This is a genomic window from Taishania pollutisoli, assembly GCF_014518315.1.
In the GTDB taxonomy this organism is placed as follows: Bacteria; Bacteroidota; Bacteroidia; order Flavobacteriales_D; family Crocinitomicaceae; genus Taishania; species Taishania pollutisoli.
The window spans coordinates 262,903-289,765 of the sequence record NZ_JACVEL010000001.1 but is presented as its reverse complement, the minus strand read 5'-3'; the positions used below and the strand labels follow the sequence as shown (position 1 = coordinate 289,765).

Here is a 26,863-nt window from a genome sequence, read left to right as displayed (position 1 = left end):
GGTTATGACACCCATAAAATTAAACATTATGGGATAGATTTACAAGTTATTGGTCTATGGCAACACACCATAGACCATTGATTTCCTTGTTATTTAGTGTAAATACTGGTCGAAAAACCAGTCTCCGATGAATAGTTTTTAAATGCAGTATATCACATTCAGAATCTTTTATGCTTCATCCCAGCTTTCTGTAAGATCCATTCAAAGTGAGTGGTTTATTTTGTTTTATCAAATCTCTTACCACAATAGATACAAGTTTCTCCATAAAACCCTGTATAAGAGTTGCCTGTTCAAGATTGACTTGTGTGCCATGCTTTGCAAGAATTTTCACAATTCGTTTAGGGGACAATCCTTTCTCTACGTTTCCTACCATCACGATCTCCTTTCTTAACTAAATTTAAACGATAACCAAAGAAAATAAAAGATGTATCACCGCACAAGTACAACTTTAAGTTGTTTCCCCTGTTAATGCTGGTTCCGAATGTGAAATCGCATGGTTTTCTATTCGGAAACAAGAATAAAGAAACCTTTTGAAAAGAAAAATCGCAGTCACTATAGTAAGTAACTGCGATTTAATTTTAGTTGCGTCATCATATTTATTCTTCGTTCCACTTATTTTCGACAAATTTGATTAAATCATCACGCATCACAATCCCACTTGCTTCTGGAAGCCTGATTATTCTTTCAATCTTTTGAAAACTATCTTTTTTTTCCAGTTTATGTTTTTCCATAAATGCATTGCAAAAATAGACAACCTCATAAAGCTCTTTTTTGTTTACACGATCGCGATCACGCTTACCGGTATAATTGGGATCATCGCCCGGTGTTGTCGTGTTTTCATAATCATCATGTAGTAAATCATCTTCGTTAAAACTCATAATTTTTTGTTTTTAGGTTTCATTAAAGATAAAACTTTTCAGAAAAGTGCAAATACGGATTTCCGTAAAATCTCACAATATTAACTTTTTAGCGCGCTATACCGAATAATATACCAAATAGCTTTTCGACTGTTGGGCTGCCCCTATATTGCCCTTAATTATCAGCCTTATTTGCAAGGCAAATAGGCGTCAGCAAGATTAAAATTTCATATTCTCGAAACAATCCTCTAACTTTGGTTTTATAACCTACTGATGCCATGTATATTACTGACCACATCCCAGAAAAGGACTTGCTGATACGTCTGCAAGGTGGCGATCATAGGGCATTTGAGATCATCTATAAAAAATACAGTCTTATCATATACGCAAATATCCTCAGAATGGTGCGTGATGAAGATATTGCAGATGATCTACTACATGACCTCTTTTTGAAAATATGGAACAAAAGGGTTGAGATAGATCCTGAGAATTCATTTAAAGGATACCTCTTTACCTGTTCCAGATTTCTTGTCCTGAATTTTCTGCGCCATGTATCCGTTGAAAGACAAGTTGAAAAGTATCTTAGCAGTGTCCGAACAGAGCTCTACACGCATATTGAAGAACTTGTCTTCCTCAAAGAAACCGATAACATACTGCAAAATGCGATAGGTCAGCTCCCTCCGCAACGACAGAAAATATATACTATGTGTAAGGTAGATGGGATGAGCTATGTAGAAGTCGCATCCTTATTAGGTATTTCAATATCCACTGTTCAGGATCATATTGTCAAAGCCAATCAGTTTATCAAAAAACAATTGTCCACCACAGATAACCTTACTTTACTGTTAGGTGCCCTACTTATTACGTATTAATGTGACCTTAAAACCAAGGGATATTTAAGGTATGGTGATCTTCGATACCTCTACTTTAAGGTCGAAAACAACACTCACCTTAAAATGCGCATCTTTTTAAGGTCGGAATAGCTAAATGACCGGAACTTTAAGGTCAGAAATGTTGTTCGCCTTAAAATTACATGCATTTTAAGGTCATTTATGAAATTTTGTTATATTTGTATATGGCTTATACGATAAATCCCGACCGAACAAAACCATGGAATGGCTTACCTGATCTACCCATAGATGCAGAAATCTATGAAAAGGTAGCGATATACGAGCAGCTTGGAAATGCTAAGGCTGCATTGGGACGTTTACAGGGACGTAGTATAGTCATACCCAATCAGGGACTGCTTATCAACTCTATCAGTTTGCAGGAAGCAAAGGCATCCAGTGCTATCGAAAATATTTTCACGACGGATGATGAGCTTTATAGAGCCTACAGTCAGGATCAGAAACAACCAGTTGGAGCAGCCAAAGAAGTACTGAACTATAGAGAGGCACTATGGCGAGGCTACGAGTATCTAAAGGGAGACCAGCAGATCGATATACCTTATTTTGTCGATACATACCGTATCGTTACCGGGTACAACGATGGCGTAAGAACACCTGTCGCACAGATATATATCAAGGAAGGTGGTTCGGGGCCAAATGCAGGGAAAGCCTTCTACACACCACCGAGAGGTGCCGGAGTTGTTGAGCACAAGATGAATAATCTGATTGAGTTCCTCAATGATGACGAGCGCTATTCTATGGATTCACTCCTGAAAATGGCAATAGGACATTTCCAGTTTGAAGCTATTCATCCCTTTAGAGATGGCAATGGTCGTACAGGTCGTATTTTCAATATCCATTATCTTACCAAAAAGGGACTGCTTGACTATCCCATCCTATATCTCAGCCGTTATATTCTGGAAAATAAAGAAGATTATTACGCAGGATTAGCTGGTATCACACAACGTGGCAGTTGGGACAAATGGCTGCTGTATATATTGAAAGCAATAGAAGTCACGGCAAACATGACGTATGATAAGATCAATGATATAGTCAAAGCCAAAGATGCCATCTTTCAATTTTTGCAGACCGGAACAGATATCACCAGACCCGACACTTTATCAGAAGCACTGTTCACACAGCCCTTTACACGGGTAAAACACCTGGAAACCCATTATGCGGAAAATACGGCAAGAAAATATCTTGACCAGTTGGCAAACATGAATATTCTTGAAAAAAGGATGATTTCGGGGAGTGCCTATTACCTCAATCTGGAACTCTACCGTATCCTTTCAGAATAATTTACTTTTTTTTACTTCCGAACCCACGGAATGGTCTTTTCAGGTTTATTTATAGAAAAGACCAACATGCATAGTCAGCACGAGCATATACATTTATTGATTCAGCGTTACCGCAGTGGACTTGCTACCCAAGACGAAGTACGCCAACTGATGACGTGTCTGCAATCTGGAGAAGACACGGAATATATTGAAGCAATCATTAGCGAAGGGCTTCTGGATACCGATATTCCCAAAGCAATGGCAACCTCTCCGAGAATGGAGAAAAAATGGAAGATCTATTCAAGCAGATAAAGAAGAAGCAGAACCCAACACGCTCTATCCGCAAATACCTGACGATTGCTGCCGCTATTATTTCTTTTGCATTCCTTACGCTGTACATTTATAAAAGCTTCAATCTCAATACCGAGGAACAAAGGATAGCGGATATCCAGACAGACGATATCTCACCGGGTGGCAATAGGGCGACGATTACTTTATCCGATGGAACTGTGATTGAGCTGGCAAAAGACCAGCAAGGTATCATTGCATCGGGAACACAGTTGAGCTATGCCGATGGTCAGAAACTATTGGAAGCAGATAAAGACATTCAGTTTGCTACGATGACTACCCCACGTGGTGGGCAGTATCAGATTACATTGCCTGATGGTACGAAAGCTTGGCTCAATGCGGCTTCATCATTACGTTATCCGAGCAGGTTTAATAACAATGAGCGCAAGGTTACGCTTGAAGGAGAAGCCTACTTTGAAGTAGCACCAGACAAGGAACATCCCTTTATAGTCGAGAGCAATGGACAGTCTGTTGAAGTATTGGGTACAGGATTTAATGTCAATGCCTATCGGGATGAACGACAGTCGCTGACCACGCTGGCACATGGTAGTATAAGAATAAATACTGCTGATGAATCTAAAAGTATCATATTAAAACCCGGAGAACAAGCAGCGGTTGAAGGAAAGGAGATAAAGGTAAAGCAGGTAGAAGTTGACGAGTATACCGCTTGGCGAAATGGAAAGATTTCGCTTAGTCAGGCAGACCTCTCAGGGATAATCAGACAGATTGAACGCTGGTATTGTAAACTTCCCTAAAAATCAGACAGTTTAAAAATATAAATTTTAAATTGTACTCATTATGAAAAAATCAAGATTTACAGAAGCACAGATCGTAGGTATTCTTAAGGAATATGAATCAGGAAAAAAGACAACTGATATTTGCCGTTCACATGGGATTTCTGTGCCAACATTTTACCAATGGAAGCGTAAATATGGTGGGATGGATAATCAACAGCTAAAAGAGCTGAAAGCCCTTCAGGAAGAAAATGCACGCTTGAAGCGAATGTTTGCAGATTTAAGTTTGGATCATTTAATTTTAAAAGATATTATCGAAAAAAAGCTTTAAAGCTCTGTGAACGTAAGGCTCTAGTAGAGGTAATTCTTAAGGAGCAAACACTTAGTGTGAACAGAGCTTGTCGTATTGTTTGTCTCACCCGTAGTATGTATTATTATGTTTGTAAGAAAGACGATGAGCCGGTAATAGAAAAGTTATCTGAACTTTCTCAAAAGTATCCTACACGTGGATTTGATACGTATTACGGTAAAATCCGTTTGGAAGGCTTGGAATGGAATCGTAAACGGGTATTGAGAGTTTATCGGATGTTGAATTTAAAAATTCGTCGTAAACGCAAACGCAGGATTCCTTCACGAGTGAAAGAGTCTTTAGCTGTTCCTGCGCTACTGAATGATACCTGGTCGATAGATTTTATGAGTGATTCATTGGAAAATGGTCGTAGGTTCAGAATACTAAATGTCATGGATGATTGCAACCGGGAAGCGTTACTCAACGAAGCTGCATTTTCTATTCCTGCTGAACGGTTGGTAGATGCACTAAAGCGACTGTTCTCAAATCGAGAAAAACCAAAGAAAATACGAGTAGATAATGGTCCTGAGTTTTTTTCAAGAGTTTTTACTGCATTTTGTTCCGAAAACCGGATAGAACTCTGTTATATTCAGCCAGGGAAACCTTCTCAGAATGCTTATATTGAGCGGCTAAACAGAACCTTTCGAGAAGATGTACTGGATGCATATCTGTTTAGTTCTATTCAGCAAGTAAATGCAATGGCTTACGAATGGCAGATTGATTACAATGCAAATCACCCGCACAAGGCTTTAGCGGGGCAGAGCCCCTGGTTGTTTATGGGAAATAATAAATGGAAGAATTAGAAGTAAATAATTATATTTAACTATTGTCTGAAAAAGGGAAAGGCTACATTTTTTAGGGAAGTTTACAGATCCACCAAAGGAAGAAGATAAGGAAGCTGAATATAAAAATCTTCCAGAAGCAACTGTTTTGGGTTTCAAATCGACAACTTCAGAAGCTTTTTCAAATCCTTATACTCGATCAAATGGAATGAACGCTTCTCTAACAGGTGTACCGAATAGTTCCGGAAAGAGTATGAATGATGTATTGAATTGGTTTGATGAAATGGTTATTACACCTATTCAAAGTTTTTCAAACGATGTTCAGAGTTTTATAGATCAAAACCCAAATTTGATGAGACATCTAAATCCTTTACCAGATGCGATATCTATAGACTTTAGTGCTGCGGCTTTTGCTGGACCGGGCACATCAGGGACAATTCATGTGAATTGGATATTAAAAAGCCCGAATGCATCTCATAAACCTATTGTTTCATATGAACAAACCATGGGGGCTGGAGCAAAAATAACAAACATCCTTAAATTCTGTGTCCGAACAAATGTAGTAAGTCTATTTTGTTCACAATCAACATTTTAGCATGGAAAACTTATTTCTTTCTACACTTTGCAATATTAATGAGCGGAATATCCCATGCCACTTTCAGGAAAATGCGATGACCATTTTCATAAACCTGGTTCCCATTCTGTGTTACTTCGCGGAGCTCAGGCGTGAACTGATAACCGACACCAAGGACTAACGGTGAGTTTTTAAATCCATAGGTAAGTGCCCCTCCTGGCGAAAACAATTGCTTAAAATTGACTTGATCAGGCAAAGTTGATGTGGAATCGTCCAGCCTAAAATTAAGGATTGCACCAATGTCAATCAATTGGGCGAATAAATTGATCGACCCGGCATTCTCACGACCACGTTTAACCTTGAACGAAGCCTCAAAACCAAGGGGCAATGATATACCGGAAACAAACTTGAATTTTTGATTGTCACCAGTAAGTTTTTCAGCACTAATAAAATATCCAGGTTGACCGGTAAAGGATAAAGTAAATGGGTATTCCCGTTTAAGTATAAAACTGGTCGGCGGTGCAGCATGTTTTTTAATCACCTCTTTGACCTGATCGGAGTCTTCCGAATTCACCACGTCTGCCATAAAACTACCATACTTTTCCATACTTAGTAAAACCTTGTTGTCATCATCGAGTGTTATGAACTCCTGAAGTACTTGGGTGGTATAATAAATGGTGTTACTAAAGTCCTTTTTACGGGCATTATCGTATAAATTCAGCGCATAATCTGAAAGTCTAACAAAACGATCCAATTCATTTTGGTTATAATCCAGTCTAGCTAGGAAGCTACTTGATGTGACGGTTTTTATCATCAACTTCATATAACCAACAAAATTATCCTCAATATTCTTTTCAGTAAGGTTTGCTCGGAACGTTTTGATTTCGTTAAGGGCAGTCAGCATGTTGTTTGTGATGTCACGTACCTTTTTAATATCATCATCAGAAATACCCTGCAGGGTTTTGTTTACGCCGGAAAAGAAAAATTCATCAAAGAATGCGCGATCCTGCTGATAAAGTAAACCAGCAAAATAGTTCCATTTTATGCCATTGTCTAATTTGCGCAATTCACTGAGATTGATCCAAACATTGGAAAATTGGTCTTTGGAAGAGGCTGTTGTATCCCGCAGGTTACGCTGAAGCAGATTGATGCCATGCAAAGTGAGATAAAGCTTTTCGATCGGCTTATCATGTCTGGCAATAAGTTCTGCGCGGTAGTATTCATTGTCAAGATAATCCAATAAATCGACCGGATGAAAATTATTTGTAAGTTTCAAACCAATGTCCGAGGCAAGGTAAAAGTAAGCGTATGAAGGGCTGGCTTTAATGGCATCGATGTTTTTTCGATTTAGAACCAAGAATTTAGAATCTATTTCTGATCCGGATGTCTCATTGTAATCTCTTATGTACTTGATTAAAGTTTCCGGTAAACTCTTCAGGTCTTCATTGAAAATCGTCTTGTATTCATCTCCAAGTTCGGGAAATTTTGCTGGATCGGCAGTGGAGAGTTTTTTAATTGTCAAGGGGAAAAGTACGGTCAACTCAGGAGCCTTTTCAGACATTTTTTTAAAACCCTGCATGTAGGTGATCAATTGTGCCTTACGGAATTCTTCTGCAAAGTACTTAGTTAGTCCATCAATAATTTTTGTTTGTTGGTCTGCACTTAAAGAGGAGTTGCCACCAAAAAAACCAGGAATCAAAGCTATTGCAGCACTAATTCCTGCATCCATAAATTTACTCATACCATGCCCCCCCTCCTCGGCAATCATTTTTCTTGTCATAAAGGAGTTATACTTTTGGATTGCGCTGTTTAGTAGTACAATATCGAGATCTAAAGTATCACTATTGAAAGGATTTTGCATAAATTTCTTGTAGCTTTGAACGACTAATCTTTCTGTCGTTGAAAGATATATTACAGGCTCTAAAGACACATCTATCTCAAGGCCTTCCATTAGTTTCTTAGCTTTCTCCTCGTCAGATAATTGCAATATATTCTCAAGCTCAACAATGCTGATCCGCTCCAAAAATTGAGCCTCATAGAATGCATTTTGCGCAAATGAAGTGCTCGCAAATAATGCCAGCGCGGTGGTAAGTAATATTCTTTTCATGGTTTAGGATTAATTGGTAATTAGATGTCCCACCTCGGTTTTAGAACCATTGGGGTTTTTACTATAAATGGTACCTGCTTTCAAATCGAACAAAACTCCTTCAAAATCTAATGAAACGGGTTTGCGGGTGTTTTTATCCAGGATTACTTTCCCGATCACTTCTTCCGTACCGACATATTTTACAGTGTGATCTGTATCGAGGTAAATCCGTTCACCAAATAGCAGGTACGTTGGACTTCCTATCTCAACTTGCTGCTCTGCAAAGGTTGGAAGCTGCAAATTATCCTCAAGAAACTGTCCGCTGTCCAACGCTTCATACACTTCTAACGGTATGCTTTTACTGATTTCGGCTAGTAAATCCTCTTTAACAAGTGAGGTGATAGTGTCTTTTTCCATTAACTTTTGCGCATCCAGATACCCGCTGATAATTGTAGCTACGCGATCCGCCCTCCCGGGATGCGAACTACTTTGTTTTTCAGGAGCAAAGTGATTAACAGCAAGAATTGCATCATCCAAAGTACCTTTGGCAAGATACATTTGAAAACCAGCGTACCAATCCGCTTGCTTTTCGTGGATTCGACTTGCCGAAGAATTTTTTAATGGATGATTGTAAAGTAAGTGTGCTAACTCATGAAAACAAATACTTTTGATGGGGTGCTTCGATTGTTTTAAGCTAAATACGGAGTCAAAAAACACAGGGCTATATAGGAGGAAACGTCTATTTGAACTCTTATTAATTACAGCAAATGCGCCAAATTTTTTAACGGTCTCAACTTCGATATCAGAGCCTGGAAGCCCAATCGATTTGAACACTTCGCTTATCAGTTCGTTATATTGGTTTTTTTCATTGGTCAGTTGTTCAGTTTTATCCAGCTTTTCTTCATTGTAGCTACTATAAGCCTCGATTTTAATTTTTTCTTTTCCAGATTCACTTGTAACTGAGTCGGTACTTGTGGATGAGCCACAGCCAATCGCGACGCAGCTAATGCAGAATAGCATCGCAAAGTGGTAATAGGTGATCGTCTTCATTTGTTTAATCTTTTAAAATTAGTAGCAAAACTGAATAGCCGTTGACAAAGATTTTGCAATTCTGAAAAAACGGAGCGATATGACTATTTAAATTTATATCAAATCTCTTATTATTAGTCAATTAGTTCAAACAAATGAACATATTTTTTCTTTAATTAGGTATAGATCAAGATTAATTTTTTGTAAAATACCCAAAAATAGGTATATCTACCTATTGCATGAACAGGTAGAAGTATGGATAAAAATAAAACCCATAGATAACTAAGCCATTAATTCAGGAACCTCCTCATAATGATGTGGTACCGTCGGTTCAACGCTTTGCTGGAAATCTTTTTCAATCGTATAGGCATCCTTCGCTGGCGCACGCGTCTCGCGTGTGCCCTACACATAATAGCGGACGAAATAGCAAACATGAATTTGCTCTCAACTGAATAAAATTTGGCACTTGTGACTATTTTTTGTTCCTGTGATGGAGATGAGTTTATTTCACTCATCGTTCGTTTGCTGAATTTCCTGCTTTCTGGCTTTGGCGTTTTCTATATTTTTTTTCTCAGTACAGTAAGCCCACAGGAATAGACAACCAAAGATTACTAAAGCTAATGCAACTAATTTTCCGATTCGTTCCAGAAAGGTGACAAACCAGGATGATTTCACCTGCTAATTTGATACACGACCCCTTGCCACTTGTTTTTTAAGGTGTTTTACAGAAAATTGAGGTCATATTATTTGGTTAGCAATAGGAGAATAACACAAAGAAAATATGCAGAATCTAACTTACTACACATTCCTATCAATCAGTATAACTTGTTTGGACATAAATTATTGAACAAGGGATCAACTAATGAAAATCTGTCAAATTAAGTCCTGATTTTCTTCTTTTTTTTTCTTAGGAAAGCAATAAATGGGCTTTTTTGTTAATAGAAATAGCAGCAACTATATTTTTCCAGCTCCGTCAAAGTGGGTAATAATTATTAAAAATTTACCCAATGAAAAAAACAATTGCATGTATGTGCAGCAGCGCGTTTGTCTGCTTATTGACTTCAGGATCTCTTATGGCTCAAATAACTGATTCAGCTCCCTACTGTCAAGCGGGATATGACGATGGCTTTTTCCCTGTGGAGCGGTATGTTTCTAAAGTTTCCCTTGGTTCGTTAACTAACACAAGCGGTACAGTACAAGCGCCCGGTGCGCATTACGTGTATTATAACAACTTAACGATTCCGGAATTAATTAAAGGAAATACTTATCCGTTGATGATAGAAAATGATGGAGGTGTTTCTATCCACTATGTTGCTGTTTTTATTGATTTTAATGGTAACGAACAATTTGACTTACCTGATGAGCGTGTGTTGATTCAGTCAATTAACACCAATGATGTCACTAACCCTTCCACTGCACAAGTTACCATTCCTTCGGATGCAACTGAGGGTGTGACACGTATGCGTGTGATGGTTTTCGAAGATGACGAATTTACGTTTGGTTCTGCTGATCCGGTTGTTGACGGATGTACTGCTTTCGACGGAGGTTCTTTTGACTGGGGGGAAACAGAAGATTACAATGTGAAGATTGTTACTACAACAGCAGGAACTGAACATCTGGAAATAACCGAAGCATTTAAAGTTTATCCCAATCCAGCGAAAGAAAGCATCAAAGTTCGTGAACAATGGAAAAACGCTGCAATTGAAGTTATTGGATTAGACGGGCGTATCTTGATTAACATACCATCTGTTGAAACAGACCATATCGATATATCTGGGCTCGAAAGCGGAAATGTAATTTTCCAAATCACGAATCACGAGGGTACACGTTCTCAAAATCTGCTTATTGTAAAGTAACGATTCCTAATCCCTGGCATCTAATGCCGGGGATTATCTATGTTACAGTTTGAACCTCCTTTTCTTTGTTCCCCTTTGAGCTACTTTATTATTCTGCAATGGGTATTTTCGGGTAGATTTCTCTTCAATTGATGCTTGACTCCCCCTCTCCTTTAATTGACTCAATCGCCGCAAATCCGACAATAAAGTGTTCGAGTGAGCGGTAAACGAAAAAAGCACTTCAAGGCCCGTAGCGACTGAAGCTTTTGATCCACTGCACGTCGATTCTATGGGATCAGGGACCAATCCCTCGATTCAATTTCATGATCAATTCTTTTTTATTGACCTATACACCCCGTTTATTACAGTATTTAATTACCATAAACTGACTTTTGGATGCTTTTGAACGATTAGATTCCCATAAACTTAAACGGTTCTGCAGCTTTAAAATTGGCATTGGACAACCCATTCATCGACGCATTTTCCTTGACATCCAGTTTCATTGTTTTTGCTCCTGTTTTTAGATCAAATTTAGTGAGGTCTACCCAAAATGTTCCCGGCATTAGTACATCTTCGAAGTAATATACCAGATGCTTTTGGTCGGCGACAGACCGCCACCGCGTGGAAGAAATATTTGGCTCGGTTTCAGAACTGATTCCAAACGGCACCGAACAATTTCGGATGACACTGAACACACTTGCAATTGCAACCCGTGTATTGTCTGTTTGTGGAATCGCATTGATGTAATACGAGGCTCTGACAAAACGATCTGCTGCACGGTTGGTACCCGGCAACATAATTGTTCCGGGAATTCCGGCCCAGTAGTTCGTTAGTGCTAACTGTTCTTCAAATATTGGAGAGTTGGTCATCACGGTATAGGCTGCGTCGTGGTGGATCATCAGCTTACCGTTGATGTATTCAAAAATTGCATTGTCACCTGAGGCGTCTGAAATAGATAAATGAAGCGTTGTGAACTTTTTCGTTCCCGGAATATAATCACTTACAACAACGAACGATTCATCTTTTAATGCATTGACAGCTTCGTTTACACTTGCAAAATTATCCAGTACATATTGCGCCCATGCTGAAATCGCAAGTCCTTTCTTGTTGCCACCGGGTTCAAATGCAGGGTACCCGGATTCGACCAGCCACAATACATTTGCTACCAATCCTTTCTCATTCAAGCCATCTGCGGTAGCAATGTCCCAGGCACTGGCAATCACACTACCGTATTTGGATGTCCATTTGACCGATTGCGGACCGACTTCGCCATTTCTGACAATTCCACGGGGAAAGACCCAAAGATTGGCGGAAATCTCGTCTTTCCAATCCATACTACGAGCAGTGATAACTGTTCCGTTTGGACCTTTGTATACCACCCGTGTACACGCCATTGTTTCCTTTTGTCCCAAAAGAAAAGCTGCAAAAACAAAAAAATACTTCATCATTACGTAGGTTTAATGTAGTCGTTAATGATGTTATGCTTGTCTTGTGTCGTATTGAAAATAAAAACTGGTAAGCATAACGTTACACAACGACTGTGTTTATTTGGTTGTTTAGTTTTATCGGAGCGAACACTAACATTGAATCGTTCCCTTACAAACATACTAAAAGAAAATCGGATCCACAATTTTATAAATTCGTTTACGTCTATGTTGATAAAATAAAAGTTCTATTTATGTTGAATCTTTTTTATTAGTGGGATTCGTGTTAAAATAATTTATACTTTTCAAAGGTTATGACGATCGTATGGAGACACTTGAAGAGAAGCTGGTAAAAGTTGAACACGGGTTTAAACTGTTCCAATCTGAAGCCGAACAAATTGTTCATTCGCATACCTTGCCGGATGCCAAAGTGATTGCTTTGGACCTCATGAAGAACAAGCATTACCAGGTGCGGTGTTGCGCGCTATTTATTTTGGGAGCACTTGCTTCCGGGGATCATACTGTTCTCACTGTGTTGAAGAATACGGCGCGTACAGATGAGAGTTGGCAGGTTCAGGAAATCATTGCCAAAGCGTTTGACCGATTCTGTGCCGACAATGGTTATGAAAAGTCGCTCCCCTACATTGCGGAGTGGCTCGACGACCAACATCCAAATGTATGCAGGGCCGTCACGGAAGGTTTGCGGATTTGGACCAGCCGACCCTATTTTACAACCCATCCCGAATTGGCAATACGATTAATCAGTGACCATAAAGCAAGTGAAAGCGAATACCTGCGTAAATCAGTGGGGAATGCATTGAGGGATATCAGTAAAAGACACGGTGAACTGATTCGCAAAGAAATTTCCTCATGGGATTTGACCAATAAGCACATTGCATTCACACATGCTTACGTCCTCAAGAAGCATTGATAACAATGAATATTCGTAGTTTAAATTGTCCCAAATACAGGAAGAAGGGTGGGTACTGAGCTATTGCCGGATTGGTTATTTGTAAAATTGTTTTTTCACCATGTTATAATAACAGGTTATTTTTTTGGTATTATGGGACGTTTTACTTTCTGTTTTAGGCGCAACTTCTGTATAAAATTCCAGAATAGGTTCGTTGTATTTTTGCTGCCAGTTATGGATCGGATAGTTTGTTGTTATTTCATACAGCTTTATTCCCTCATTGCTGTAAAATTCATGCTGATATTTTCCTTGTTCCGTTATTGTTTGTTTTAAGATAAAGCTCTGCTGATAAGCATTTATAATATGGTAAACAGCCTTTTCAGATACTTCGGGGAATTCGTGAAGAAGGGAAAAGGTATCATTTTCCAATCGGTAAGTGATGATGCTGCTGATTTTTTGATGTTCCCCGTATGATTTATCGATACTCGAATACCTGGAATAATTATGTGATCTTAATGGATGCGGGAAGCGTTCCGTCTTAATGACAAAAAATGTAACCGATTGATTTTCTCTTTTTCCGGGATAGTTTTCATCAGTAGCGACAAGATATTCATACCCCTCTTCCTGAATAATCTCCTGACCGTTTGACTTTGGAATAAACGTGATATTTTTTGTTTGGGTAAGTTCGTCAAGTGATTCCGAATCCCTTAAATAAAGACGATTGACGATGAATTGTAAGTGTAACGCTGTATTGTTCGTGGTTACATAGACGCATGCAGGGTAGTCTTCGCCGGAATTTGCACTTTCAAACTCTAAATACCTGAAATCTGTATCTATGTGCTTTATTGAAGGGTATTGATAGGGGGTGATTTGCAGTGGGACGGAGTCCTGTTCCTGTAAAAAAATGATTCCCCACCTTCTATTTTTCTTCGCGCAATAGAAAAATTCTTTTAGCTGAACGGGAATGGAATCAAATTGGGGAGGAACCTCATACGTATATCCTATTTGAAGGATTCCATATTTGCCATTGTTTTGTGTAACTATCGGAGTATTGGAAGTAGAAGGAATAATAGCACCGTCATATTTAAGCGGGTGAACGTTTAAATGTGTGAATGAATAGATTGCCTTCCAATAATCATAATCAGATCCCAGTCCTCCGGGTTTGTGTTTCTTTTCGATCTCTTTACGGGTATGCTCAAATGTAATAAGACCGTACTTATTCTCTTTTTTATATGCCAAAACATAATGAGAAACCCCTTGGGAAAGATTCCATGTTTTCCATTTGTTCGTTTCATTATCATAGCATTTCCACGGATAGTGAGAGGGGATGGTTTTGTCAGGGATTCCTTGTCCCAACACATACAATGTATCATAATCGTCTTCGCTAAAAAACCATTTGATTGAATCAATATGACTCTCAAATCCATACGTAGAACCGATACGCGTTTCCCGGAATTGTTTCAGAGCAAATGAATATTTATTGGCTTGTCGTAAAATAAACAAATGATGTCCCTGTTCTTTATTCAGGTATGCAAATGGCGTTATTTCATCGTAGCGGGCAGGTAGAATAACATGATTGTCAGCATCCATAAGCCCGAATTTTTCATGATCAGAATAAATCGTTTGACTTTTTACTTCCGATGTGAGCAACAGGGAGATGCAGGAAAATTGTATGATTATGCAAGAAATACTTTTGAATGAGACATTACGACATGATGAATGGTAAATCCGGAATGAAATCGCGTGATAAATAATGGATTGAAAAAGCATGTACGTAATAATTTCAGGTTAATAGTCCGATGAACTTAGCGTTAATTTTCCAAACAGGAGTGAATTCAATGATTAAAAATAACATAAATTGCTGGAGAATGTATACATTCAGAATGTAAAAACACAGTTTGAAACATGATAGATAAACAGGTGTTCTCGAAATACCCGATCGACAATTACGGAGAAATCTGGGATAAACTCAGTCCTGTATATTTCACGAAAAAAACAGTATTACCGAAAGACGTTCTTTGTTTTCTGCAAAAAGGAACAGTGCGGAAATCAATTGCAGATGTGGAAAAAGACCCGGAAGAGCGTATTTCAGTCGATTTTTATTTTGAAGGAGATATTTTTACTGCGCGGGCAGATAACGAGGTTGAACGGCAATTTGTATACGAACCGATCAGCAGCGGAATTTTATGGTATGTTGCGATGAGTGAAGTGAGAACGCTTTTCCTGGAATCGAAACTGTGCAGTACAACACAGAAAGTATTTTTAGAAGAACAACTCCGCGAAAAGACACTTCGTGAGATCCAGCTTTTAAAAACCACTCCGAAAGAAATGTATATGTACCTGCTCAACAACAAACCTCATTTTGTACAACACGTACCTCTGAAATACCTGGCATCGTACATTGGGATAACACCGCAGGCGCTGAGTCGCATCCGGAAGAAAATTAATTAACCCGGGTTCATTGTTTGATACCGTTCGAACACTGTTCTTTGCAGAAAAAACAATGACGAAACAGGAATTAATCGCGGACTTTATCGGGAATCATCAAGTGGCCATCCGCTACATTGATGCGTTGGATGCAGACAGGTTTCATTACCGGTACCAAAATAAATGGACGGCAGGGCAACAGTTAGAGCACATTTTACGGACCATCGTACCGTTTTCCGGAGCGCTTGTATCAAAGCAATTTGTAGAGGAAACGTTCGGGAAAATTGATCGCGCTACCTGGGATGGTGCAACTGTCCTGGAAAACTATAAAAAGACCAGTTTACAGGCGCCGGATCGGTTTTTACCGAAAGAACAGGTACTGTTTGAGCAAAAAGATGCACTAATTGCGGACCTACATAAGCAGCTCACAACCATAGGAGATTTACTGGGTAATTATACGGAAGAAGAACTGGATACGCTGACATTGCCACATCCTTTACTGGGAAAATTGACGATAAGAGAAATGTTTTACCTGATGGCCTATCATCCGTTGCATCATCAGAAGCAACTGGAGCAACTCCTTGAAACGTACAACACGTGATGCCGTAAAACAGAAACACGGGAAACCTGCATCCTTCATTTTTGATTCGTTTGAAAGAGAAGAGGTGGGATAAATTGAATTAACTTTGTGACATGGAAGATTTACGGCACATTGATGAATTCAAATCATCCCCGGAATTGGTAGAAAAACTGAATGCGCACAGCATCAGGAAAAGTTACAAAGCGGGAGATATTATTTTAAATGAAAATGCGTACATACGCGCCATTCCCATCGTCAGTAAAGGAACCCTGAAAGTGATCCGGACTGAAGAAGACGGCAGGGAAATTTTATTGTACTACATTAAAGCAGGTGAAAGTTGTATCATGTCCTTTCTGGGAGGGATGCACAATGAAACCAGTAAGGTAAAGGCCGAGGTGGAGGAAGACGCTGAAATTCTATTTCTTCCAATGGATAAAGTTTCATTGTTTATTAAGGAATATCCCCAATGGCTGGATTACATCTTCCGGCTATACCATAAGCGGTTTGAAGAATTACTCGAAATCATCAATGCGATTGCTTTTAAGAAAGTCGACGAACGGTTAGTGGATTTGCTGCACAAAAAAGTGGAACTGACCGGGAATAAATTGCTACAGATTACCCACGAACAACTTGCAAACGAACTGGGAACAGCCAGAGTTGTGGTTTCAAGGCTCCTGAAGCAACTGGAAGAAGCGGGTGATGTACAGCTCGGACGCAACAAAATAACCGTTATGTAACCAAAGTAGCTGTAGAACTTCGGTGCTCGTTGCAATTTTGCATCAGTAATTTCGATACCGATGGATATAGCAGGCTATTTCGCTTCAATTTTTATAGGCATTTTTTTGGGATTGATCGGCGGAGGCGGAAGTATCCTGACCGTTCCCGTATTGGTTTACCTGTTTCGGATCGATGCCGTCATGGCAACGACATATTCATTGTTTATTGTGGCCGTCACAAGCATGGTCGGTTCACGTACCTATCTTAAACGAGGATTTGTCAACAAGCAAACCGTACTCTCATTCGGATTGCCGTCTATTGTCGTCATCCTGCTGACCAGAAAGTTTGTTCTCCCGGCAATTCCTGAAAACATCGTTACGATCGGAACACTCACAGTTACCAAAAGTGTACTGTTATTACTGCTGTTCGCGCTATTGATGATCGCTGCTGCTTATCGTATGATCAGCAAGAAAAACAAGGGAGATGTATCTTCTGCAGAAAACAAACGGTCTACATTGATTCTTCAGGGAATATTGGTTGGTTTTGTAACAGGATTGGTCGGAGCCGGTGGAGGTTTTTTGATTATCCCGGCACTGGTCAATATTGTTAAACTACCCATGAAAACAGCCGTGGGAACTTCCCTGGTGATCATTGCCGTTAATTCCCTGAGCGGATTTCTGTTTTCTCTTGACGGATCACCCATTGACTGGCAATTCCTGCTGACGATCGCCCTGTTTGCAGTTGGTGGGATTTTTATCGGTACAACCCTTTCAAAACGAATGGACGGAGCACAGCTCAAACCTGTATTCGGGTGGTTTGTTCTGATCATGGGAATGTACATCATTCTGAAAGAATTACTGCTGAAATAACCATTGTGTAACCAAAGTAGCTGTAGGAGTACATGCAAATGAGGATTTTTGCATTCTAAATGCCAATTAAACAAAAGAACAATGAAAATAGAACAGATTTATACCGGATGTTTAGCTCAGGGAGCATACTACATCACCTCCAATGGAGAAGCAGCCATTATTGATCCGCTGCGCGAGACACAACCCTACATCGATCGGTTGGAAAAAGACGGTGTGACACTCCGATACATATTTGAAACACATTTCCACGCCGATTTTGTCAGCGGACACGTTGACCTGGCGGAAAAAACCGGCGCGCCTATTGTGTATGGCCCGACCGCTACTCCTGAATTTGAGGCAATTGTTGCAGAAGATAACCAGGTGTTTACAATTGGTGCGATTCGTATAAAAGTATTGCACACACCGGGACATACCATGGAAAGTTCCTGTTTTCTGTTGATAGATGAGGACGGGAAGGAAACCGCTTTGTTCAGTGGCGATACCCTGTTCCTGGGTGACGTTGGCCGACCGGATCTGGCACAAAAAGCAGCACATTTGACCCAGGAAGAACTGGCCGGGTTGCTGTATGACAGCCTGTACAACAAAATACTTCCGCTAAGTAATGACATTACTGTTTACCCGGCGCATGGAGCAGGATCAGCGTGTGGAAAAAACATGATGAAGGAAACGGTAGATAGCCTGGGGAATCAGAAAAAGGTGAATTACGCGCTCAATCAACCGGATCGGGAAACGTTTATCAAAGCAGTTACCGATGGATTGCTTCCACCTCCTGCATATTTCGGAATGAACGTAGCGATGAATAAAAAGGGGTATGAACGGTTTGACCAGGTAATGGCACATGGTATGCAGGCATTATCACCGGAGGAATTTGAAACCCTGGCGGAAACTTCCGGAGCATTGATCCTGGATACAAGGAGCGATAAGGAGTTTTATACAGGTTTTATTCCGCAATCTGTTAACATCGGACTGAATGGTGATTTTGCACCCTGGGTTGGCGCTCTGATGGTCGATGTGCAGCAGCCGATCCTGCTGGTTACGGATTCCGGGAAAGAGGAAGAAGCAATTACCCGGTTGAGCCGTGTTGGGTTTGATCATGTGTTGGGTTACCTGAAAGGCGGTTTCTCTGCCTGGAAAGAAAGCGGGAAAGAAACAGATACTGTTCATCGGATCACGGCAGCTCAATTTGCGGAAGAAGTAAACATCACGGACAACAAAGTGGTGGATGTACGAAAGGAAAGCGAATATGCCGCTGAACATGTGGCAGAAGCGTACAGCAAACCACTGGCATATATCAATGACTGGATCAGAGATCTGGATCCCGGGGAGCATTTCTACCTCCATTGTGCCGGCGGATACAGAAGTATGATTGCTGCCAGCATTCTGCAGGCCAGAGGATACCGTAACTTTACGGAAATTGAAGGGGGATTTAATGCCATTGCGCTGACCGGTGTTCCGAAAACGGATTACATCTGCCAGAGTAAGGTCTTATCATAAGTCGTATAACCAGTAATAGCGAATAAAATGTTTGGATTATTTAAAAATTTGTTTGCCGGAGCGGATCCCCGGCTGAAGGAAGAAATAAAAGAAGGCGCATTGTTAGTCGATGTTCGTACAGCAGCTGAGTTTTCTACCGGGAGCGTCAGAGGAGCAGTCAACATTCCGCTGGATCAGCTATCCGGTAAACTGACAGCTTTGAAAGGAAAAAAGAGTATTGTTGTATTCTGCCGGAGTGGTAACCGGAGCAGCCAGGCAAAAAGTATACTGGAGCGACACGGTTTTACCAACGTTCTGAACGGCGGGACCTGGCAATACGTAAACCAACTTAAAAATGAATAGTAAGGACACCAATCTCCAATGTTGTGTGACGCAGTGCGAACGCCCGTTGGATCAAAAGTACTGGAATGCACAGTGGGAAAGCAATCGTACAGGGTGGGATATCGGTCATGCGGCACCCGCAATTACGAACTACATGGAGCAATATCCGGATAAAAACGCCGCGGTCCTGATTCCCGGTTGTGGCAACGCGCACGAAGCCGACTATTTATTGCAGCACGGTTTTACGAATATTACGTTGCTCGACATCGCGCCAAAAGCGGTAGAACTCCTGGCAGAAAAGTATATAGCAACTCCCGGTATCCGGGTAGTGTGTGAAGATTTTTTTGAACATCGGGGAACGTATGACCTGGTAATTGAACAAACCTTCTTTTGTGCCATTCCTCCGTCATGGCGGAATAAATACGCAAAAAAAATGGCGGCATTGCTCCGGGAAAACGGAAAACTTATCGGTGTACTCTTCGACCGTACCTTTGAACAGGACGGACCTCCTTTTGGTGGTTGTACTTGTGAGTACAAACCGGTTTTTGATCCTTATTTCGAAATTAAAACGATGGATCCGTGCTACAACAGCATACCGGGAAGAACAGATTCGGAAGTATTTATTAACCTTATAAAAAAGTAACAGACATGAAAACAAATATGGGAACACTGGATCGGGTGGTACGCATCCTGTTATCCGTGGGGATTGCATTGCTGTACGCTACAGGTATCCTTTCAGGAACATGGGCAATCATAGCAGGGATGATTGCTGTCATCTTTCTGCTGACTTCGTTGATTGGTTTTTGTCCGTTGTATCGATTGGTGGGAATGACTACCTGTAAACGAAAAACCTAATTGATACATGAAAAATTTTATCAAACGCCAGCGATTGCTGCTCATCGGAATCGCGATTGGAGTAGTAGCGGGTTACGCTTACTGGAAATTCGTAGGATGTAACTCGGGTACTTGCCCGATCACTTCAAATCCGTTAAACAGCATTCTCTACGGTGCTGTAACGGGAGGATTGTTCTTTTCCTTATTCCAAAAGAAAAAACCGTATAATAGTAACAAATAACAAAACGACTCACATTTCAAAACAATAACATGATTGAATTTATCAAACAACCCTGGCCCTGGTATGTTGCAGGTCCGCTGATTGGATTAACCGTTCCCGCACTCCTGATCCTGGGAAATAAATCGTTTGGAATCAGCTCTTCCCTGCGACATATCTGCGCGTCATGTATCCCCGCTGGAATACCGTTTTTTAAATACGACTGGAAAAAAGAAATCTGGAACCTGGTGTTTGTAGCAGGTATCCTCATTGGGGGAATTCTTTCCGCACAGTTCCTTTCCAATCCTGATCCCGTGCAGGTAAACCCAAAGCTGGCAGCTGAATTGGCAACGTATGGGATTTCCGATTACAGTAACCTGGTGCCGAAAGATGTACTCACCTGGGAAGCATTGTTTACACTCCGGGGATTTATCCTGATGGTAGTCGGTGGCTTTTTAGTCGGCTTCGGAACCCGGTATGCCGGAGGTTGTACCAGCGGTCACGCGATTATGGGATTGTCTACCCTGCAATGGCCTTCACTGGTTGCCACCATCTGTTTTATGATCGGAGGTTTCATCATGGCCAACCTGCTTTTACCCCTTATACTTTCACTTTAATAACTGCTGATATGCGAGAGAAGAATCAAATACAGGATGCCGATTTAGAAGCTCGTTCCCTTGACGCGATATGTGTCAATGAAAGTCATTTAAAACACCGTTGGTACCACAATGTAAAATACCTGGTCGTCGGAATATTGTTCGGTATTATTTTCGTGAAAGCGGAAGTGGTAAGCTGGTTCCGGATCCAGGAAATGTTCCGCCTTCAGTCGTTTCACATGTATGGCATCATTGGCAGCGCAGTGATTGTCGGGATGCTTTCCGTCTGGCTGATAAAAACCTTCAACATCAAAACAATCTACGGAGAAAAAATTGAATTTCACCCGAAAACATTCAACAAAGGCCAGCTATATGGGGGACTGCTGTTCGGTCTGGGATGGGCGTTGACAGGTGCGTGCCCCGGACCACTCTTTGCACAGATCGGAACCGGTGCGACAGTTATTGCCGTTACATTGCTGAGTGCCATTGCAGGGACATGGGTTTACGGATACGTGCGGGAAAAACTGCCTCATTAAGCGGTTATGTACTCCAAACGAATACGATGGTTGTTAATGGCTGTCTGGGTAAGTTGTGTCCATTTGCTTCATGCGCAGTACCGTTACAATGCCTGGTTTCGTACAACGGTGGTGGTACCTGTACATTCTGCATGGAAAACAGGGGTTGAATTTCAACACAGACGGCAAAACGGTTTCGATGATCACCAACCGCTTCGGTATAATCTGATGTACACGTTCAGACAGTGGATGCATTACCGGTACAACCGGGATGTCCGGTTATCGTTTTCACCCGTTGCTTATTTCCGCCATTACCGGGTTATTCAGGAACAGGGAGATGAACATGTAACTCCGTCAAGTGAATTTCGGTGGTCGGTTGCGGCTGATTTCCGTCACCGGTTTTCCGACCGCTTTCAACTGGTGAACCGCCCAGCTGTGGAATACCGCTTGCTGAGCAGTTCTCCTTCGGGCATCCTGCGTGCGAGACACCGTCTCGGTATAGAGTACCAGCTACTCGAAAAGATGAAGTGGCTGGTGTACGATGAACTGTTTCTGAACATTGCCGGTGTTGCCGTCACGCATTTTTATGACCACAACCGAACGGGAGTACTGATGGAATATCGGTTCAATACAATTGCAAAACTGGAGCTGGGTTATTTGTATACCGTCCGGTTGCCGTTGCGGGATGAATACCGGATACGGGAGCACAGCTTTTTCGTCCATTTCACGTTGTCGGTTCCGTCGGATAAACACTAATAAAATAAAGGGGTATTCGTTTTGAAAACAGGAAAAATCATTCTGTTGTTTCCTGTTTTTTAGCGATCAGTACACCCTTTCATGAAAATCAGTAGTTTTAGAGACGTGTACAGGACAAACAGTTACCAATAAGATTACTTCTTTATGAAAAAAACTGCTTATACGATGGGAATCTATAGATATACTACAATTGACAAAATCAAAACTGAAAAAACAACAGATAATTTGTAAGTATAAATTTAGTGAAATAGATTCACTCACATCCCTTCCGATACCGTGCAATTGCCCACAACGGGAACACATTTCGGTAGGCCGTATACGTTTCCATACAATTTCCGTTGAATACACCGGAAATTCCCTCTTGCGGAAAATCGCCGTTGGCTTCCTGGCGGGAAAGGATGAATTCAATACCGCGTTCAATCGCAGCCTGATCCGGGTGTTTTGCTTTCATTAATGCAAGCAATGCCCATGCCGTATTGATGATTTGTCCGTCCTCGTGCTCGATGTATTTGTGTTGTACACAAGATTCAAAGGATTCTCCCCAGCTTCCGTCTGTGCGTTGTTTGCTGAGCAGGAAGTCACAACCGTTTTTAATTTCTGTGGCGGGAGTCCCGTTTTTGTATCCCTCAAAACCAGCTGCCAACAATCCTTCAATTCCGAACCAGGTTCCGTAGGTGTAACAAACACCCCAGCAACCGTACCAGGAGCCGTCCGCGTCTTGTTTCGATTGAATGAACTTACTACCGCGTTTCAGGGCTGCTTGAATGTCGTCCCGGCGGTAATCGTAATTTTCAGAGAATTCTTTCAACCCCTGCATGGTTGCCGAAGAACATTCCGTATAGGTCACCTCCGTCATGATGTTCTCATACAACAGCGAAGGATTCAGTACCTCTATCCATTTCGGAGCACGTTTTTTCTCATACGAAGCCCAGCCTCCGTCTTCATTTTGCATGAACAACAACCAGTCAATGGCCGGTTTCAGACGCTCTAAACCAATGAGGTGTTGCTTGGAAATGTGTTGCTTGTTGTTGTACAACAACGCTGTTTTCATCCCTTCCGAAGTACAATCCGTTACTGCCCACGCATGATCAATCGTTGAAAACGGCCAGCAACCGAGCGTTACATCCCGGCAGTACTTTTCGTGATCTTTCGGATCGCGGTCAATTTGTGTAATGTCGATGAAGTGATAAATTTTCCGGGCCATTTCCGGGAAATGCGTTTCCATGTCCGCTTCGATCAGTGCCTGACCTGCAAATGCCGTATCCCACAATTGAGATCCGTTGTAACCACCCATTTTCGCACCGTCTTCCGCGATCCACAGGTAATCCTTCCAGCGGTTGACGTGGTTTTGAAACTGCTCGGAATCTTTTCCGTATTTATGCCACACGCAAATCGAATTCATCGCCTGGTTCACCGGACCGATATTGATGTAGCGTGTGTGCAGGTCCTCGTGATCGATGTAATCTTCTACATACTTGAGTGCTTTCTTTCGAAGTGTTTTCGAATGAATGGTTTCATACCCGTTGACAATTTTACTCAAACCGGTATACCATTTACTGACCGGGTTGAAAATATCGATTTTACACGCTTGCCGGCGTGCTTTTTTCCAATTAACGGAATCGTAGCTTGTCGTGTATAATTCTTTTCTTAATGCTCTGATCAATCCGGTTTCTTTTGCTTTTACCTTGTTTCCGAAGCAGTAGGACATCGGCAGGTACAGCATTCGGTTGTGACACCAATATTTTTTCGGGTGGAAGGGAAGCCATTTCGGCAACTTCCACAATTCCGGCAACAACGCATCATTTCCCGCCCACTCATATACATTGAGGACTGAAAGGTAAAATTTCCCCCACATCGGAATTTGTACAGCGCCACCGTGGTTTAAAATCCAGTCCTGTGCACGTTTCAGATCGGGATTGGAAAGATCTTCTCCCAAAATCCGCAATGTTACATACTGCATTACTGTTCCGAACATGGTTGAATGTCCTTCGATGTGCAATCCCCATCCACCGTCTTCGTTCTGATGATTCCACAAGTTGCGCTTCATCAGTACCTGCATCGGTTGATCAAACGGGGTGTCGGTGATGTACGACGCGATGATCAATCCGGGAATCAAGAAGAGCGGACCTCCGTAATCTCCGGCCCAGTTTCCGTCCGGTTCCTGCAATGTTTCATAAAAAGAAAACCCGTTCAATAATGCTGTATGCGCACGCTCCTTGAGCGAAGCTGTTGCATCTGACGGGACCAGTTTCGGTTCACCAACCTGTTTGTTCCGCAAATAGCGAAATACACGGTCACCCGAATTGGGATTGATGTTTTTATCAAAAATAAACGCACGGTCGAATGCTTCCAAAAACGCTTTCCCCTCCGGCTTTTCCCAATCTGCCTGCGATTGAATGATTCCCTTTAACTCATCGGGAAGTTCAAAGTTCCAGTATTGTTGTCCGTTCCTTGAAGTAAACTTCCAGGTGTCCCAGAAATAAGACGGGTCTTTTTGATCAAAATGCATAGTGTATCAGGTTGTTCTGCGAAGCATGATTTCACCAAATTCAATTAAGCGTCTTTTGTTTTCTTCAGAAAGGCTGGTCGACATCACCGCATCTACGGATTTGTCATGTAATTCTTCCATTTTGTCCAATGCGATTTGAGCAACTCCGATTTCTCTGAAAAGCGACTGGAATCCACTGATTTTTGCTTCTTCATCTGTTTCTTCAAACAGTTCCTCCATACGTGCTTTTTGTTCCGTATCGGCATGTTTCAACGCGTTAATCAGCAAGAAGGTCTTTTTATTCAATAAAATATCGCCACCGATACGCTTACCGAATGTATCGTCACCAAATGTGTCGAGGTAATCATCCATGATCTGGAACGCCAACCCGGAGTACAGTCCAAAGTCGTATAGTTTTTGCTGATCTTCAACGGAAGCATTCCCCAGAATGGCTCCGATTTCGCAAGCGCATCCGAACAAAACAGACGTTTTCAGGCGAATCATGTTCATGTATTCCTCCACCGTTACCGTTTCCTGAGTTTCGAATTCCATATCGTATTGCTGTCCTTCCATAACTTCCTGGGCCATTTTCAGGAAACTTTTGATTAAAACGGCAGCTTTGTCTTCATTTCCTTTGATTAGTAAACCAATGGAATGCGGTAACATGGCATCTCCTGTTACAATGGCTTTGTCTACTCCGTATTTTTCATGTACGGTTACCGTTCCTCTGCGCAACGGAGCTTTGTCCATAATATCGTCGTGCACCAGTGTGAAATTGTGAAATACTTCGATAGAAATCGCAGCAGGCATTGCTTCATCCGTACTGACACCAAATCCTTGTGCCACCATCAACACGACTATCGGTCGCAAACGCTTTCCCTGAAGGGTCATGATGTGGTGCGTAGAATCAGATAAATTACTTGGAAAACCTTCCAATGCTTTTGTTTCCAAAAATTGGATAATCGCTTCTTTCTGGATCTCTAAATCCTGTTGTATTGTTGTCGTCATAATTTTAAAATCTATAGAGAACTTCTAATTCCTCTCCTTTTAGTAATTGTTGTGCTTCTTCCCAGTTTTGCGTAAAGCCGATCATGTATCCGCCTCCTCCGGAGCCACAAATTTTTAAGTAATACGTTTTTGTGTCCAGGCCTTGCTGAACCATTCCCTGGTATTTTTCAGGGATCAGATAATCCATTTCCTGCAATTGAAACCGGACTAATTTTTCGAGATTCAGGTAGAAACTTTTTGTGTCTCCGTTCAGAAAATCGGTAATTCCGGCATTGGTGTATTCAATTAGCTTCGTCTCTAATTTTTGCTTAAACTCTTCTTTTTCGCACGCGCTGTTGAATTGTTTAATTAAATTTTCGGAGTTTCTGGCCAAACCGGTGTTTAATAAAAACAATACATTCTGCCCCGCATCGTTGTAAGCGGGAATATCCACCTTTACAATCTCTTTGTCGGACTTTAGCAACAAGGGTTTGTTGATGATGATGCTCAACGGATCGATTCCCGAGCTTTTTCCGTGAAAATACCCCTCCAGTGCACCCAGGTAACTTTTGAGGTTCTGGATACGGTCCATTGTTAAATGTTTCAATTCATCTTTGAAGTCACCTGCTTTATCCAGGTAACGCAGGAAGATCGCAGCAACCAGCGCACCGGAACTTCCCAGTCCGAATCCTTGCGGAATATCACTTCTGAAAAACAGCCCTTTGTCCAATTCCCGGGAGAGCTTATTCACATTCAGTTTGAACGTATCGTCGGTGTGATTTTCAATAATGTGTTTACAGAATTCCCGGATACCTTTGTTTGACAACACGGCAATTGCACTTTCCTCCACATTTTCCGGGTAACACAACGTGCCGGAAAATTTGTTGAATGGAATTGTCAGCGCCATGCTGTTGTGCAAAACACTGTATTCTCCAAACACAAGAACTTTTGAATTAACGCTTTCCAT

Annotated in this window: 29 protein-coding genes; 21 read left to right on the top strand and 8 right to left on the bottom strand. The window is 41.3% G+C overall.

Features of this window, described 5'->3' with window-relative positions; all coding sequences use genetic code 11:
- Window positions 1-596 precede the first annotated feature (596 nt).
- A complete protein-coding gene (locus tag H9Y05_RS01225) occupies window positions 597-878 on the bottom strand; it encodes a hypothetical protein (RefSeq protein WP_216713278.1) in 282 nt (93 codons plus the stop codon).
- A 257-nt stretch (window positions 879-1,135) separates the two neighbouring features.
- On the opposite strand from H9Y05_RS01225, the gene H9Y05_RS01220 reads away from it, so the two are divergent.
- From H9Y05_RS01220 to H9Y05_RS01190, 7 genes are all read left to right on the top strand, one after another.
- Entirely contained in the window at window positions 1,136-1,729 is a 594-nt protein-coding gene (locus H9Y05_RS01220; protein WP_216713277.1) for an RNA polymerase sigma factor, read from the top strand.
- Between the two features lie 161 nt (window positions 1,730-1,890).
- Window positions 1,891-3,045: a Fic family protein gene (locus H9Y05_RS01215; protein ID WP_216713276.1), complete on the top strand. Its 1,155-nt coding sequence runs from the start codon at window positions 1,891-1,893 to the stop codon at window positions 3,043-3,045.
- 66 nt (window positions 3,046-3,111) lie between these two features.
- Window positions 3,112-3,336 carry a hypothetical protein gene (locus H9Y05_RS01210; RefSeq protein ID WP_216713275.1) on the top strand — a complete coding sequence of 75 codons (225 nt, stop codon included), beginning with the start codon at window positions 3,112-3,114 and terminating at the stop codon, window positions 3,334-3,336.
- Complete coding sequence (locus H9Y05_RS01205; protein ID WP_216713274.1) at window positions 3,312-4,127, top strand: FecR family protein; 816 nt, start codon at window positions 3,312-3,314, stop codon at window positions 4,125-4,127. Before H9Y05_RS01210 ends, H9Y05_RS01205 begins: the two co-directional genes overlap by 25 nt.
- Window positions 4,128-4,170: 43 nt before the next feature.
- Window positions 4,171-4,437, top strand: coding sequence for a transposase (locus H9Y05_RS01200; RefSeq protein WP_163493027.1), 267 nt, complete (start codon window positions 4,171-4,173; stop codon window positions 4,435-4,437).
- 32 nt (window positions 4,438-4,469) lie between these two features.
- Window positions 4,470-5,258, top strand: coding sequence for an IS3 family transposase (locus tag H9Y05_RS01195; RefSeq protein ID WP_317170274.1), 789 nt, complete (start codon window positions 4,470-4,472; stop codon window positions 5,256-5,258).
- Window positions 5,259-5,445: 187 nt separating this feature from the next.
- Entirely contained in the window at window positions 5,446-5,832 is a 387-nt protein-coding gene (locus H9Y05_RS01190; protein WP_216713273.1) for a hypothetical protein, read from the top strand.
- A 10-nt stretch (window positions 5,833-5,842) separates the two neighbouring features.
- Here H9Y05_RS01190 and H9Y05_RS01185 read toward each other — a convergent pair whose 3' ends face one another.
- Window positions 5,843-7,918: a hypothetical protein gene (locus H9Y05_RS01185; protein ID WP_163492333.1), complete on the bottom strand. Its 2,076-nt coding sequence runs from the start codon at window positions 7,916-7,918 to the stop codon at window positions 5,843-5,845.
- A gap of 9 nt (window positions 7,919-7,927) precedes the next feature.
- The gene (locus tag H9Y05_RS01180) at window positions 7,928-8,947 is read right to left on the bottom strand and encodes a hypothetical protein (protein ID WP_163492332.1); all 1,020 of its coding nucleotides are present in this window, start codon (window positions 8,945-8,947) and stop codon (window positions 7,928-7,930) included.
- Window positions 8,948-9,933: 986 nt separating this feature from the next.
- Here H9Y05_RS01180 and H9Y05_RS01175 point away from each other — a divergent pair.
- The gene (locus tag H9Y05_RS01175; protein ID WP_163492331.1) at window positions 9,934-10,782 is read left to right on the top strand and encodes a GEVED domain-containing protein; all 849 of its coding nucleotides are present in this window, start codon (window positions 9,934-9,936) and stop codon (window positions 10,780-10,782) included.
- Between the two features lie 389 nt (window positions 10,783-11,171).
- On the opposite strand, the gene H9Y05_RS01170 is transcribed toward H9Y05_RS01175, so the two are convergent.
- Complete coding sequence (locus tag H9Y05_RS01170) at window positions 11,172-12,206, bottom strand: linear amide C-N hydrolase (RefSeq protein WP_163492337.1); 1,035 nt, start codon at window positions 12,204-12,206, stop codon at window positions 11,172-11,174.
- 304 nt (window positions 12,207-12,510) lie between these two features.
- Between H9Y05_RS01170 and H9Y05_RS01165 the strand changes: the two genes are divergently transcribed.
- A complete protein-coding gene (locus H9Y05_RS01165; RefSeq protein ID WP_216713272.1) occupies window positions 12,511-13,116 on the top strand; it encodes a DNA alkylation repair protein in 606 nt (201 codons plus the stop codon).
- A 75-nt stretch (window positions 13,117-13,191) separates the two neighbouring features.
- On the opposite strand, the gene H9Y05_RS01160 is transcribed toward H9Y05_RS01165, so the two are convergent.
- Window positions 13,192-14,685, bottom strand: coding sequence for a hypothetical protein (locus tag H9Y05_RS01160; RefSeq protein ID WP_216713271.1), 1,494 nt, complete (start codon window positions 14,683-14,685; stop codon window positions 13,192-13,194).
- A gap of 315 nt (window positions 14,686-15,000) precedes the next feature.
- Here H9Y05_RS01160 and H9Y05_RS01155 point away from each other — a divergent pair, with 315 nt between their 5' ends.
- The 12 genes from H9Y05_RS01155 (at window position 15,001) to H9Y05_RS01100 (ending at window position 22,421) form a co-directional block, all read left to right on the top strand.
- Entirely contained in the window at window positions 15,001-15,546 is a 546-nt protein-coding gene (locus H9Y05_RS01155) for a Crp/Fnr family transcriptional regulator (protein WP_163492328.1), read from the top strand.
- Window positions 15,547-15,598: 52 nt separating this feature from the next.
- Window positions 15,599-16,123: a DinB family protein gene (locus tag H9Y05_RS01150; protein WP_163492327.1), complete on the top strand. Its 525-nt coding sequence runs from the start codon at window positions 15,599-15,601 to the stop codon at window positions 16,121-16,123.
- Window positions 16,124-16,215: 92 nt separating this feature from the next.
- Window positions 16,216-16,839: a Crp/Fnr family transcriptional regulator gene (locus H9Y05_RS01145; protein ID WP_163492326.1), complete on the top strand. Its 624-nt coding sequence runs from the start codon at window positions 16,216-16,218 to the stop codon at window positions 16,837-16,839.
- A gap of 60 nt (window positions 16,840-16,899) precedes the next feature.
- Window positions 16,900-17,688 (top strand): sulfite exporter TauE/SafE family protein, encoded by a 789-nt coding sequence (locus H9Y05_RS01140; protein ID WP_216713270.1) that lies wholly within the window; start codon window positions 16,900-16,902, stop codon window positions 17,686-17,688.
- A gap of 81 nt (window positions 17,689-17,769) precedes the next feature.
- Window positions 17,770-19,182: an MBL fold metallo-hydrolase gene (locus H9Y05_RS01135; protein ID WP_216713269.1), complete on the top strand. Its 1,413-nt coding sequence runs from the start codon at window positions 17,770-17,772 to the stop codon at window positions 19,180-19,182.
- A 27-nt stretch (window positions 19,183-19,209) separates the two neighbouring features.
- Window positions 19,210-19,524 (top strand): rhodanese-like domain-containing protein, encoded by a 315-nt coding sequence (locus H9Y05_RS01130; RefSeq protein WP_163492323.1) that lies wholly within the window; start codon window positions 19,210-19,212, stop codon window positions 19,522-19,524.
- Entirely contained in the window at window positions 19,517-20,146 is a 630-nt protein-coding gene (locus H9Y05_RS01125) for a methyltransferase domain-containing protein (protein WP_163492322.1), read from the top strand. The genes H9Y05_RS01130 and H9Y05_RS01125 overlap by 8 nt, the downstream gene beginning before the upstream one ends.
- 5 nt (window positions 20,147-20,151) lie before the next feature.
- Complete coding sequence (locus tag H9Y05_RS01120; RefSeq protein ID WP_163492321.1) at window positions 20,152-20,358, top strand: YgaP family membrane protein; 207 nt, start codon at window positions 20,152-20,154, stop codon at window positions 20,356-20,358.
- Between the two features lie 7 nt (window positions 20,359-20,365).
- Complete coding sequence (locus tag H9Y05_RS01115) at window positions 20,366-20,578, top strand: DUF6132 family protein (RefSeq protein ID WP_163492320.1); 213 nt, start codon at window positions 20,366-20,368, stop codon at window positions 20,576-20,578.
- Window positions 20,579-20,607: 29 nt separating this feature from the next.
- Window positions 20,608-21,171: a YeeE/YedE family protein gene (locus tag H9Y05_RS01110; RefSeq protein WP_216713268.1), complete on the top strand. Its 564-nt coding sequence runs from the start codon at window positions 20,608-20,610 to the stop codon at window positions 21,169-21,171.
- Between the two features lie 11 nt (window positions 21,172-21,182).
- A complete protein-coding gene (locus tag H9Y05_RS01105; protein ID WP_216713267.1) occupies window positions 21,183-21,686 on the top strand; it encodes a DUF6691 family protein in 504 nt (167 codons plus the stop codon).
- Between the two features lie 36 nt (window positions 21,687-21,722).
- Complete coding sequence (locus H9Y05_RS01100) at window positions 21,723-22,421, top strand: DUF2490 domain-containing protein (RefSeq protein WP_216713266.1); 699 nt, start codon at window positions 21,723-21,725, stop codon at window positions 22,419-22,421.
- 253 nt (window positions 22,422-22,674) lie between these two features.
- On the opposite strand, the gene H9Y05_RS01095 is transcribed toward H9Y05_RS01100, so the two are convergent.
- The 3 genes from H9Y05_RS01095 to H9Y05_RS01085 are packed head-to-tail and all read right to left on the bottom strand — an operon-like array spanning window position 22,675 to window position 26,863.
- Window positions 22,675-24,930 (bottom strand): terpene cyclase/mutase family protein, encoded by a 2,256-nt coding sequence (locus tag H9Y05_RS01095; RefSeq protein WP_216713265.1) that lies wholly within the window; start codon window positions 24,928-24,930, stop codon window positions 22,675-22,677.
- Window positions 24,931-24,936: 6 nt separating this feature from the next.
- Window positions 24,937-25,917, bottom strand: coding sequence for a polyprenyl synthetase family protein (locus tag H9Y05_RS01090; RefSeq protein WP_216713264.1), 981 nt, complete (start codon window positions 25,915-25,917; stop codon window positions 24,937-24,939).
- A 4-nt stretch (window positions 25,918-25,921) separates the two neighbouring features.
- Entirely contained in the window at window positions 25,922-26,863 is a 942-nt protein-coding gene (locus H9Y05_RS01085) for a GHMP family kinase ATP-binding protein (RefSeq protein ID WP_163492314.1), read from the bottom strand.